Origin of the sequence: Moraxella cuniculi DSM 21768 (assembly GCF_900156515.1) — a bacterium.
Classification (GTDB): domain Bacteria; phylum Pseudomonadota; class Gammaproteobacteria; order Pseudomonadales; family Moraxellaceae; genus Moraxella; species Moraxella cuniculi.
Genome location: NZ_FTNU01000002.1, coordinates 120,621 through 133,761 on the forward strand (window position 1 = coordinate 120,621; position 13,141 = coordinate 133,761).

Below are 13,141 nucleotides of genomic sequence, written 5' to 3' on the forward strand. Positions count from 1 at the left end.
AAATCAAAAATCGTAGCGAAGACCAGTCTCAACGCCGAAGCTCTCGCTTTGGGTTTTTGTCAAATTATCAGCCTTATAACCAAACACGGTCGCATCAGCATAGTTTAATGAAGCAAACGCACGCACACGGGCACCACTTTCTTTTTTGAGCCATTTGACAGCACCGATACTGGCAGTGGTTTTTTCGCCATCTTTAAAGCCGCCATAATTATCAGTGCGACTTACCTGCCCATAAAAATCCAGCTTGTTTTTGTCATATTGATAATAGGCACTGACCGTTGCTCCAAGCTCATTATCGCCACTGCCATAATCCACTTGCTGTGCCAAAGCACCGACCGTCAGCTTGTCATTGACCGCATAGCTTACCATGCCACGCACGGCACTAAAATCGCCACCATAGGTATATGCCGCACCCAGTTTTAGTTTATCACCATTGTGCAAAATATTGGCAACGAACAAATCACGATACTTGTCAGCTGGCTTGCCGTCCTTAAAGGCTCTCACTCTGGCGGCTGATTCTAGCGTATCGCCACCTTCGTCCATTGCATAGTGCAGTCGCACAGAATTTTTCTTATCTTTGCCAAAACCAGGCGACATATAGCGAATTGAGTTATTGGTACGCTGACCATGATAGCCAAAAGAATTGCCCGAGCCATCAGCGTACAAATACCCCTGTGCCACATAATCAATGGCATCATCAGGCGTGTACATACGACCAAAGTGCAACTGACCATATTCTTTATGCTTAACGCCCAAATAAGTATTACGGGCACCAAAGTTGCGGCCTGCACCGTCATTGTCCAAAAACACGCTGTATTCTAAGTGATAAACCAAATCCAACTTATCATTCAGCTGCTCACTGCCCGAAAGCCAAATACGCGAACCACTTGAGCTAAAATTAGTGCGATCGTTATTGGTCTCAATCACAGGCTGGCTTGCATCGCTTAGGTTGGTTTCGGTTTTTTTGGTGTCTTGGTACAACATGGAGGCATACAAGCGACCGTTAATCTTGGGTGCGGCGACAGCCTCGACAGCAAGACCCATGGCAAACAGGCTAGCTAGGGCGAGAAAAGAGGGGGGGGTGTAACGAAAGTATTTCATAGATTATCCTTAATTTATCTATCCAAGACAAATTTATCAAACATTCAGCTGCTTGAATCCCTTGATGTCTTCATTGACATCATGTGTATATCAACACAGCGACCGACCGCCGACATTACCACCTTGTTGATATCCTTACTATAACTGATAAAATTTGTTTTTATTTTTTATTTTTGTATATTTTATGTTAAATTAAATTGCTAAATTGTATACAAAGATATCCGTGCCTGCATTAATCACCTCAGCAAACCACAATGGTCAATCTGCTGGCAAATCCACCGCACAATACACCATGTATCTATCACTAAAAAAGGAGCAGCTGCCACGCTTAATTTGCCAAGCACTTTGCGGTTTTGGGGTAAGAAAATTATCCCTTATAAAAACATTGGCATATTTTTGACGATGCGTTTATCAATACGCCATCATGGCTATACAAATAAAAACCATCATAGCCCCATTTACCAACTGATTATGAAATACTTAGCCAAAAAACCGCCAACAGCAGCTGGCGATTCTGGTTTCATGTGAAACATCAAACACATTATGTGCAATGCTCTTGGTGAGCTCGTGTGCGTTCATTTTGAGCATCGACAATTTCATCGGCAATGGTCATCGCCTGAAAACTGTTCGGATCAGCAAGTTTCCACATATCATCAAGCACACGGCGACCACAATTACCCGTCAGCAGTGAACCTGAATCGATGAACTGATAATGCTCGGACAACAGCTTAATCCAGCCATCTGGCTGACGGCGGACGATATGGTGCGGCATCAGCTCATTGGGGTGATTCAGCCCTGCACAGCCGACAATTTCGGCAAGTGCCTTGAGGGTATTTTGGTGGAAATTTGCCACACGGCGTGATTTGTCAGGCACATCAAGGGCTTTTTGTCGAGCAGGGTCTTGGGTGGCGACCCCTGTTGGGCATTTGTTGGTATGGCAAGAGCGAGACTGGATACAGCCCACTGCAAACATAAAGCCGCGTGCCGAGTTGCACCAATCAGCCCCCAGACCCATCAGCTTGGCGATATCAAAACCAGAAATCACCTTGCCACTGACGCCTACTTTAATCTTATCGCGAATGCCAGCACCGACCAAAGTATTTTGGACAAAAATCAAGGCATCAACCAGCGGCATACCGACCGAATCCATAAACTCCACAGGTGCAGCACCCGTGCCACCTTCGGCACCATCAATCACGATAAAATCAGGATAGTTGTCTTCTTCAATCATCGCCTTGACAATCGCCATAAACTCCCACGGCATACCGATACACAGCTTAAAGCCAACAGGTTTGCCACCTGACAGCTCACGCAATCTCTGCCAAAAATGCACCAGCTCGCGTGGCGTGCTAAACTCTGGGTGAGTTGGTGGCGAGATACAATCAATGCCCATCGGAATATCACGAGTTGCGGCAATTTCTTCGGTGATTTTTGAGGCAGGCAGTACGCCACCCTTGCCGGGTTTTGCTCCTTGTGATAACTTAATCTCAATCATCTTCACCTGTGGCAAGCTGGCACGCTGCACAAAGGTCTCTGGATTGAATTTGCCCTGTTCATCTCGGCAACCAAAATATGCCGTTCCCAGCTGCCAAATCAAATCACCGCCATGCTTTTGGTGATATGGGCTGATGCCCCCTTCGCCCGTGTCATGGGCAAAGCCGCCTTCTTTTGCCCCTTTGTTCAGCGACTCAATCGCTGCTGCTGACAACGCCCCAAAGCTCATCGCCGAGATATTAAACACCGACAAATCATAAGGCTGGTTACAGCGTTCGTTGCCGATACGCACACGGAAATTATGATCGCTGATTTTGTGGCTGCGTCCTGAATGCAAAAACCAGTCTGTGCCAGGCTTGCTTAAGTCATTCAAGCTGCCAAATGCTGTCGTGCTATCAACATCTTTGGCACGCTGATACACAATCGAGCGTTGCAAACGAGAAAATGGCACTTCTTCACGATCGCCCTCAATAAAGTACTGACGCACCTCTGGGCGGAAATTCTCAAACAAAAAACGAATGTGTCCGCTGATTGGATAATTGCGTAAAATGGCGTGGCGTTTTTGGTTGATATTATAAATCCCAAGACAAGTCAGGCACACTGTGATAAACAGCAGCCACCAAATCTTGAAAAAAAATGAAATAGGAATCAATAAGATACAGACCCACAGCAAGGCAAAGCGTGGCAGTACCAAAAACAGATAATTGGCAGAATCCTGCGATGGTTTTGATGGTGTCATGTGATTTACTGTCGTTATTAAAGAGGCTAAAGGCTTGCACACAAAATAAACTTGGTGCTTGCTGGCTTTGACACAGTGCCAAATGTGCAATTTACAGCCAATTATTATAGCACAGCTATTTTTTGATAATATTTGCCAAAAATGATAAAGCTATTATGAAAACAAATAAGTAAGCCAAACACGGCTTTTGATTGCTGCCAAACGCTTGCATCTTGCTGATACTGGTTGCCAATTGCTTTATTTTTTGGTAGATTTTGGTTACAATATTTCAAGTATTTGTTCAACCAAATTAAAATCAGCATGGCAAACAAAACCCCTATTTATCTGCGTATCAAACACGCCATTTTGGAGAATATTCACGCTGGCATTTGGGCATCGGGCGTTGCAATTCCTGCCGAAATAACGCTGGCTCAGAACTTTGGCGTTTCTCGCATGACGGTAAACCGAGCCATCAAAGAACTAGAAGCCGAACGCATCTTGCAGCGAATCCAAGGCTCTGGCACTTATGTTGCCCAGCAAAAATACAACAATGTCCACATTGAGATACAAAACATCGCCAATGACATTCGCTCAAGCCATCAACGCTACCACGCCCAAGTGCTAACGCTTGGCTCATTAAACCATGAACAACTCACCACGCCCGAGAACCGCTGGCTGGCTGAGCTGTTTTTTGGTGGCACACCAAGCGATGACGACCAGCTGTACCGAGTTGATATTGTGCATCATGGCGATGATTTGCCCATTCAGTACGAGCAGCGATGGGTAAATGCCAAGCTGTGTGCCGATTTTATCCATCAGGATTTTGAAAAAACCAACACCAGCGACTATCTTATCAGCCATGTACCACTTGAATACGGCGATTATCAAATTCAAGCAGTCATGCCGCCCCATGAAGTGCGTACAGCCCTGCTGATGACAGAAGGTGAACCAGCCTTGTTGCACACTCGCCACACCAAATCACAAGGCATGGCGGTAACTTTTGTAAATATGTGGCACGCAGGCAGTCGCTTTTCGTTTGGTGGTCAATTGTAGCTTGGCAACTCATCAGCAAGCAGCTTGTACCAACTACGCCAAGCTGTGATATAATAGCTTTTTTGTCAAATGTACGCCCCATGAAGCACAGCGATTATCAAAGCCCTGCGATACACGGGGTCAGCACCACCCACACTCGCCCCACACCCACCCAAGAGCAACTTGCGGCACTGGATATGGCACGCACAGGGCAGTCTTTTAAGATTGTCGCCTATGCTGGTGCGGGCAAAACCACCACCTTAAGCCTTATCAGTGAGAATTTGCGAGGTCGCGGGCTGTATTTGGCATTTAACAAAGCAATTGCCACCGAAGCACAGGGCAAGTTTCCGCCCAATGTTCGCTGTCAGACCTTTCATTCGCTGGCATTTCGTCATGTCAATCGTGATATCACTGCCAAAATCCAGCTGCCACGCCTGACACCTGCACGACTGGCAGACGAGCTGGGATTGACTGCGATTGGTTGCGAACGCACCATTGACGGTGTCAAAAAATCCGTTACGCTCACGCCTGCCAAACTTGCCAATATCATCAGCGAGGCGTTGAGTACTTTTTGCAAAACCTCATCAGCCTACCCTGCACCACGCCACATCACCGCCCCCAGCTGGATGAATGAGACCGATGCCGCAGCCCTGCAACAAACGCTCTATCCTGCCTTTGAGCAACGCTGGCTACAGTCCATTGACCCACGCCATCAAGCAGGCATTAGCCACGATATTTATCTGAAGTTATGGACGCTGTCGAATCCCATTATCCCTGCTGATTTTATTTTATTTGACGAAGCCCAAGATGCTGACCCGCTGATGATGGGGGCGTTGATTCGCCAAGACAAACAAACCATCTATGTTGGCGATGCTCACCAGCAGATTTATGAATGGCGTGGAGCCTTAAACGCCATGAAGCGATTGCCCTATCCGCAGACACTTTTGACGCAGTCGTTTCGCTTTGGGGAGGTGATTGCCGATGTTGCCAATGTGTTTTTGGCCGCCTTACAAGAATCCATTCCCTTGCAGGGCAACCCAAATCAGCATTCAACACTTGCCAAAAGTTTGGTTCATGGTGCCAAAGATGCCATCTTGTGCCGCACCAATGCCACGGCTATGGCTCGACTGCTTGAGGGCTTAAAACTAGGGCATAAGGTTGCTTTGCAAGCCGACAGTCAGCGAATTTTGCGATTTTGCCAAGGTGCAGAAAACCTAAAAAATGGCAAATCCGCCTATGGCATTCCTGAACTTGCTTACTTTGGGCATTGGGCAGAAGTGCAAGAATTTAGCGAAACTGGCGAAGGTGGTGATTTAAAAACTTGGGTCAAGCTCATCGAAGAGCATGGCACTGCCACCATCACCCACGCCATCAACAGCCTAAGCACCCAACGCCACGCCGACTATGTCGTATCCACCGCACACAAGGCAAAGGGGCTAGAATGGCAGCGTGTACAAATCAGCGATGATTTTTTGTACGACATCAATCAATTGGCGGTAAAAATCACCCCCGAAGAATTGCGACTATTGTATGTGGCTTGTACGCGTGCCAAAACCCTGCTTGACATTCATCACATCAGCGATTTGATTCATAGCCTACCGCACAAAAAGCTGATTTATGGCTAATACAGTGAGACTTGCCGTGCCTTTTTCTGAATTATTCGCCCAGCCTGTTCGCCTGCTTGCACCGATGGAGGGCTTGACCGATCCGTTAATGCGGCGGATTTTAACCGACATCGCCCATCGTCTGCACGCCCCTTATGATTGGACAGTCAGTGAATTTATCCGTGTAACGCACTATCCACTTCCCAAGCAGGTGTTTTATAAATATGTGCCAGAGCTGTATCACGGCGGCTACACCCCCAGTGGCACGCCTGTGCATATTCAACTTTTGGGCAATAACCCTGAAATGATGGCACAAAGTGCGATGGTTGCTGCTGGGCTGGGTGCTTTGGCGATTGACCTTAATTTTGGCTGCCCTGCCAAAACAGTCAATAATCACAAAGGCGGCTCGGTGCTACTGCAAGAGCCAGACACGCTTTTTGCTATCATTAAGGCAGTGCGTGATGCTGTGCCACAAAGCATACCTGTCTCTGCCAAGATTCGCTTGGGCTATACCGATGACAGCTTGGCAGGCGACATTGGGCTGGCGGTGCGTGATGCTGGTGCAAACTGGCTGACTGTGCACGCTCGCACCAAGGTTGATGGCTACAAGCCGCCTGCCTATTGGGAAAAGGTTGCCCCCTTTACCACGCTTGGTATACCCATCATTGCCAATGGCGAGATTTGGCACGCCAAACACGCCCGCCGCTGCACCGAACAAGCAAACACGCCACACCTCATGCTGGGTCGTGGGGCAGTTACTCGCCCTGATCTGATTGCTTGCATTGCTGGCAGTGGCACTTTGGATTGGGCAACTCTGTGCGATTATCAATTGCAGTTTTTGTCAGACAATACTGACAACCAAAGTGGACTAATCGGTCGCTACAAACAATGGCTGGGTATGCTGACCAAAGGCTATGCCGAAGCCGAAGCTCTGTGGCAGGCGGTCAAAAAACTCAAAGACACCGAACAAATCAAACAGCTTATCCACCAAAGCCAAGCTGGCTGATTTTACTTGCTGGTTTTGTTTTAGCTGATTGGCTTTGATTTGCCTTAGTTTGTCTTCATCTGCCCTAATGTGCATTGTGATAAACCCACTTTTGTTTTATTTTACCCACCCAGTAATCATTTAAAATGACGAACCTCAAGCACCAGTTTATGCTCTGATAATTTATCAATCAGGGCATCTAAACGCTCGGTATTGATACGGTCTAAATTTGCGTCCCATTCATCTAATAAAAGCACTGCCACATCAAGCTTAGCAATCTCATCTAGCTCGGCGATTAGCTTTTGCCCTGTTGATCCTTGTATCCTACCATTAAAACACAGCTCATGCTTAGCTGGCAGATAAAAAGCTGTACTGCCAAGCTTTCGTTTTAATAACAATAGCTGGCTGCTCTTGCCCACGCCATTTTTGCCAGTTAAGGTCAGCCTGCCGATTTTCGGTAAATTCTGCGGATTAAAAACTTGCTGGCTTTGTTTGATTGTGATGCCATCGGCACAGATACGCTGTGCCAAATCAGGCTCACTCATCGCCAACGCCTGCTCCAGTCCATCAAGCCTTGAACGCACAACGCTAAGATTCACGCTTTGGTTAATCAGCGTATAGCACACCTGCAAAATCTGCACCTGCCTTGGCAAGGTCGCCACCAAAACCGCAAGCAGCGTCAAATCGGTGATACTCTCATAAAACAGCCATGCCGTCATCGCCATCACAGGAACAAGTAGGCACAGCATACCGATATTAGATACAATGTGGCTTACCGACTGACAATGCACATTAGCCCACTTGGCTTGATTAAATTTATCTTGCAAGTGCGTCTGATAAATATGCTGGCTGTATTTATTGTTTAAAACCACATTGTCCCACGCTCTATTTAGCCACGCAATCAGATTAAGCCTGCTGTTTTGGGCATCTTTAGCGATTTTATCAAGTTTGCCAAATTGATTTAAATAGCAAAACGCCAATAGCACGCCAACGACATAACCCAACAAAATGCTACTATCTAGCACCAAAACAAAAACCAAGATATTAAGCACAATGTTTGATAATAAACTTGCAACCTCAAACGCCGTGTTTAGCGTACTGTCGATGGAAGCTTTGCTCTCTTGGCTAAGCATCGCCAAACTTGTCTGCTTGGTTGTGTCATCAGGATAAAACTGACCCTGCCTAAAAATTTATCTTCAAAACGCTTGATATAGCCAAGCCATGCAGTATATTTGGCACGCTCAAGATACACCATGCAAAAGTAGGCAGGTACATACACCACGACCAGTGAGATCACAAACAATACCGCATAGAGCATGGAAATCTCGCCCTGCCCCACCCCTGCTGCCAAGCGAGCGATAAAATAAGTAGAGGACGCAACAATCAGCTGCTGAATACACAGACAAAGGGCGGTGATTTTCAGCTCTTGACTCATTAGATAATTATATTTGCTCAACATATCCATCTGTTTAACCCCAATCCAAACGGCTAATTTGGGCAAATAACCATACCAAAGCCTTAAAACAAACGCCGTGCCGCCGTTTGGATAACAATGTTTAATGCCGTCATCGCCTAAAAATGGCAAAGCGGTATAAATTGATTATCTTTAGCCAAATTGTCTGAATTAATGCTGGCAAGTAAGGCAAGCTAAGCACGCCAAGGCTTGTAAAAAAGATTAAAAGACAGAACCTAAGCAAAAGATTTTTGCCTAAGCAAGTTATCATCAGACAATCGACAAATAAAGACAGGTTTGTCTTTATTTGCGATCAGATTGGAAGAAGAGAGGGCAAGATTGACATAAAACTTCCTGTAATTTATTTTATCGTGAACCTGTCCATCAAACAGCTCATTAAACACTTAAAAACACCAAGCTAAAACAGCCTAAGTGTTTTTATATTATCAAGTTTGATCACATTGTCAATGCCCAAATTTAAAAGCTGCTCTATCCATACCGACCGTTCAGTCTCAGGCAGTGATGTGCAAGGTCTTATTATGATGGACAGCCAAACCGCTGCGATGACCGACACTGACCACGATAGCATGGGGCAGATGCGTACCAATCAGCTCATACGCCAGCTGTTCATTTGCCTCATCTAAAGCAGAAGTCGCCTCGTCCAAAAACACCACATCAGGTCGCACAAGCAGCACACGAATAATACCAATGCGTTGCACTTGCCCTGGTGTGAGCTTAGTTTGCCATGCACTCACTTCGTCCAGCTTATCTGACAATGACCCAAGCCCCAGCACGCCAAGCCAATGGCTAATTATCTTATCATCAGCATTGATATTAGGATAACAAATCACCGTGCGTAAACTGCCCTGTGGCACATAGCCTCGCTGTGGCACAAACCAAGTTTTTATGCCCGTGCTTATTATCATCGCCCCTGTGGTCGGCAGTGGATAGATACCTGCCATTGCTCGCAACAGGCTCGTCTTGCCCACGCCCGAAGCCCCTTGGATTAACAGCCTATCGCCCGCCTGTAGATGTAAATCAATCGGTGCAAACAGCACGCCCCCTGACACTGTGGTTAGCCCAAACTGCTGCAACACCAGCTCGTGCTTTTGTGTTTGTGATGACTTATCAGCAAGAGTGGTGGCTTGATTAACCATGTCAATCTGTGCCAAAGAATTTAAAAATCCATACAAACGATTGACTCGTGCTTGGTACAAGGTAAATTGCTCATAAAACAAGCGAAAAAACGACAACGCACGCATAAGACGGTTAAACGACTGCACCGTCTGATGCACATCACCAAGTTTAATCTGTCCTGCAAAAAATCTCGGTGCCTGAATCATAATCGGCAACAGCATAGCAAATTGTGTTACCCCTGTATTAAACCCTTCTAGACCCAAAGAACGCTTGATAATCGCCCAACGATTGCTAATGATGGCGTTAAAATAGGCGGTCAAATTAATTCTCTCTCGCCCCTCACCACGATAAAATGCGATGCTCTCGGCATGATCTCGCACTCGCACCAGTGCATAACGATAATCGCCATGCCGATGTTCTTTTTCAAAATTCAGCCGAATCAGCGGCTTGCCAATCCACACTGCAATCGCTGTCGCCAAAAGGATAAAGATATACACCAAAAATACCGCAGCTTTGGGAATCTCAATCCCTGCAATCACCAAAACACCCGACAAACCCCACAAAATCAGCGTAAATTCAATGGAGGACAAAATCGAATTTAACACCCCGCGAACCATCTCTAGTGTATCTGTGATAAAAGCGGTGGCATCTTGTTCGATACGCTGGTCAATGTTATCTGGCACATCGTCATTGTGGCTGATGCGATAGTAATTTTGATTATCCAGCCATCTGTCCAAAAGCACCGCATTTAATTTCTCAAGCCAACGAATCTCAAATACCTGACCGACCAAAATATCGATAATCTCTTGGATAATTTTTACGCCCACCAAGGCGGCATTAATCAGGGCAAAAAACCAAAACGCCGATGGCTGCATTTCTTGCAACGAGGTATATAGCCCATTATAAAAAAAGGTATTTAGCACGCTGATACGCACCTCAATCAGCACAAAGGCGATGAGTGCCACCACCATCAATACCACCTTTATGAGCGAAGTATCAGCAAGGCAGGGCTTGCTGATTGCCCAAAACTTGCGTCCCGTATCCGTCCAGCGAACCAGCCCAAAAAACATAAGGGCAAACACCGCACAGACCCAAACAAGCGTCTGCCCAAGCCAAACTGCCGAACCACTTAATTCACTCTGCCAATCCATAACCACCACCAAAAAACATCAAAAAGCCCTTTTTGGCAAATCGCTTGACACAAAAAGGGCAAAAAATTAGAAAGATTGCGTATAGCTGATGGTATAGCTGCGACCACGACCACCAGAGAATCTATCCGAAGTTGGCAGCACCGTACTGGTTAGGTAGTTGAGGTATTCTTCATTGAGTAGATTATTAACACCGATACCAAACTCGCCCTTGCCAAGCGGCTGTCTGTAGGCGACATCAACCAGCGTATAACCCGAAAACGATGACTCTCTGCTGTCCACCGCTGGATAATCTCGTGAGAACAGATGGGTTGCAGTGGCGGTGAATCGCTTATTATTTGGCAATTTATGCACCAAGCCAAGGCTTAGCTTGTTTGGGCTGATATTGCGTGCTGGCATATCCACCATGACGCCGTCGCCAGCAGCATCGTATTTGCCTTGGGCATAAGCATAGCTTGCTGACAGTTGCGTGTTGTCAGTAGCCTGATAGCGTAGGGCAATCTCTGCACCCTTAATGTCGGTTTTTTGGCGAACTGCCTGATACCCTTCGGTGAGCGGATTGTATTGCAATGTTGAGCCTAAGTCTGACTTGGACTGATACACACTGGCATCGGCGGATAATTTTTCGCCATAGAATCTCACACCAAGCTCGGTATTGTCTGTTACAATCGGTTCAAGATTGGTATTGGCGACACTGCGTCCCACATCGGTAATGCCACGCAAAGCATTACCAACATCTGGCATACCAAGCCCTTTGGCATAGTTGGCAAAAAGCTGTGTGTTGTTATTCACATCATAAACCACGCCTGCACTTGGTAACAGCTCGTCAAATTTTAGCTTGCCACCTGCCACCTGCGTGGTTGTCCAGCGTCGATTACCAAATCTGGCTGCACGCGTATATCCTGCCAGCGTCTGAAAGTCATCTACCGTCAATTCACCATTTTCATAACGCACGCCTGCACTGATATTTAGCCTATCAGCCAAACGCACACGAGCCTGCACAAAAGGCGATACGGTGCGATACACCATCTTAGGTGCCCACGAGCGATTATAACGAATGAGTCGCTGCTCGGTGGTGTCTTGCATGGCATCAACCCCTGCGGTCAGTGCCAATTTATCCTGCCACAGATTGTCTTTATTGATGGTGAATTTACTGCCAATTTTTGTTGATTCATTTTGTGATTGGTCAAGCAGCTGACCATTGGGTGCGATACTTATGTCTTGATAATTGGCGGCATAATTTGCCCCATAGCGTGCCGCAAAGTCATTATAAAAAACCTGTGCCGACAAACGCGTACCAAAAAAATCCTCATCGTCATAAGTGGCATTAACCGTCAGCACATCGTTATAAGGATTTTCGCCTTGCTCGCCATCGATGGCTGGATTGTATTTGCGTGCCGTATCCGTGCGTCCTGTGCTGCGATCACCTGCGACATTGACATAATCTTGACTGCCCTCAAGATGATAATAATTCACCGAGGCGGCAATTTTCTTATTGTCATCAAGGCGATAACTGCCCTTTGTCAGCACATCGATACTGTCCGAGCCTTGCACATCGCCTTGGTTGCCATAGATGCCCATCATGAGACCATCTGCTTGATAATACATGCCTTCTTTGGCATATTTGACAGCAAACAAGCCATCAACCTTATCATTGCCATAGCTTGCCTGATAGCGTACATCACCGCCCAGACCTGCCGACTTTAGCTCACTTGATGAGCTAAGCGACACGCCAATTTGTTGACTTAGTCCATCTTCACGATTGGATTTGGTGATGAAGTTGATAATACCCCCTGTTGCACCAAGTCCTTGCTCGGCTGAGGCACCATAGACCACCTCAATGCGATCCACCATCGACAAATCAATGGTGCGACTCTCGCGGCTGCCGTTTCGTAGCGGATTGGACTGCGGCACGCCATCAATCATAAACAGCACATCACCCCACGGAAGCTCTCGCCCACCGTACCCAATTTCTCGCTTGCTGGCGCATAACCTGGAATGAGCTTTGCCAAGGCTTGAGAGGTATCACCACTAATCAGCAGCTGATCGTTGATTTGTTCACGATTAATAATCAGCACCTTTTGGGCGGATTCTTTTAGGGTCTGCTGACCTCGTTTGGCGGTTACATATTCTGTTGCCAATACTGTGGTTGGTTGTTCAGCTGCCTGCACGCTGGTCGATAACGCCGCCAAAACAGATACACAAAGTAGCGATGGGGTAAAAACGGATTTGGTCATGATTATTTCTCAAAAAATGAACGATTGTCTCAACAAAAAAAACCGCTTGTTTTTTAACAAGTGGCTTCCTTTAAATAAAAATCATTCTTATCAATAAAACGAGAGTCATTATATATTTATTTTGGCAAATAATCCATGCATATTTTGGGGAATTTTATGGTTTTTTGTGATGAAATTCAGCAGTTTTATGACCAAATTCCAACAAATCATGCCAAAAAAAGCAGCCTGCCAT

The 13,141-nt window shown here is 46.3% G+C and carries 10 protein-coding genes; 3 read left to right on the forward strand and 7 right to left on the reverse strand.

Annotated features, from left to right (window positions below; all coding sequences use genetic code 11):
• Positions 1-3 precede the first annotated feature (3 nt).
• Complete coding sequence (locus BW928_RS02180) at positions 4-1,101, reverse strand: porin (protein WP_143821461.1); 1,098 nt, start codon at positions 1,099-1,101, stop codon at positions 4-6.
• 541 nt (positions 1,102-1,642) lie between these two features.
• A complete protein-coding gene (locus BW928_RS02185) occupies positions 1,643-3,334 on the reverse strand; it encodes an FMN-binding glutamate synthase family protein (RefSeq protein WP_076554602.1) in 1,692 nt (563 codons plus the stop codon).
• 300 nt (positions 3,335-3,634) lie between these two features.
• On the opposite strand from BW928_RS02185, the gene hutC reads away from it, so the two are divergent.
• The 3 genes from hutC (at position 3,635) to BW928_RS02205 (ending at position 6,955) form a co-directional block, all read left to right on the forward strand.
• Positions 3,635-4,366, forward strand: a complete 732-nt coding sequence (gene hutC, locus BW928_RS02195) for a histidine utilization transcriptional repressor HutC (protein WP_076554604.1) — start codon at positions 3,635-3,637, stop codon at positions 4,364-4,366.
• A gap of 80 nt (positions 4,367-4,446) precedes the next feature.
• Positions 4,447-5,970 carry a UvrD-helicase domain-containing protein gene (locus BW928_RS02200; protein ID WP_078309990.1) on the forward strand — a complete coding sequence of 508 codons (1,524 nt, stop codon included), beginning with the start codon at positions 4,447-4,449 and terminating at the stop codon, positions 5,968-5,970.
• Entirely contained in the window at positions 5,963-6,955 is a 993-nt protein-coding gene (locus tag BW928_RS02205; protein ID WP_076554605.1) for a tRNA dihydrouridine synthase, read from the forward strand. The genes BW928_RS02200 and BW928_RS02205 overlap by 8 nt, the downstream gene beginning before the upstream one ends.
• Positions 6,956-7,071: 116 nt before the next feature.
• Here the strand turns inward: BW928_RS02205 and BW928_RS02210 are convergent, their stop codons facing one another.
• The 5 genes from BW928_RS02210 to BW928_RS11275 all read right to left on the reverse strand — a co-directional run bounded on the left by BW928_RS02210 (position 7,072) and on the right by BW928_RS11275 (position 12,909).
• The gene (locus BW928_RS02210; protein ID WP_143821460.1) at positions 7,072-8,073 is read right to left on the reverse strand and encodes an ATP-binding cassette domain-containing protein; all 1,002 of its coding nucleotides are present in this window, start codon (positions 8,071-8,073) and stop codon (positions 7,072-7,074) included.
• Positions 8,025-8,393 carry a hypothetical protein gene (locus tag BW928_RS11270; RefSeq protein WP_143821459.1) on the reverse strand — a complete coding sequence of 123 codons (369 nt, stop codon included), beginning with the start codon at positions 8,391-8,393 and terminating at the stop codon, positions 8,025-8,027. The genes BW928_RS02210 and BW928_RS11270 overlap by 49 nt, the downstream gene beginning before the upstream one ends.
• Positions 8,394-8,899: 506 nt before the next feature.
• Entirely contained in the window at positions 8,900-10,675 is a 1,776-nt protein-coding gene (locus tag BW928_RS02215) for an ABC transporter ATP-binding protein/permease (protein WP_076554606.1), read from the reverse strand.
• A 66-nt stretch (positions 10,676-10,741) separates the two neighbouring features.
• Positions 10,742-12,598 (reverse strand): TonB-dependent receptor, encoded by a 1,857-nt coding sequence (locus BW928_RS02220; RefSeq protein WP_078309983.1) that lies wholly within the window; start codon positions 12,596-12,598, stop codon positions 10,742-10,744.
• Positions 12,595-12,909 carry a hypothetical protein gene (locus BW928_RS11275; RefSeq protein ID WP_078309980.1) on the reverse strand — a complete coding sequence of 105 codons (315 nt, stop codon included), beginning with the start codon at positions 12,907-12,909 and terminating at the stop codon, positions 12,595-12,597. Before BW928_RS11275 ends, BW928_RS02220 begins: the two co-directional genes overlap by 4 nt.
• Between the last annotated feature and the right edge of the window lie 232 nt (positions 12,910-13,141).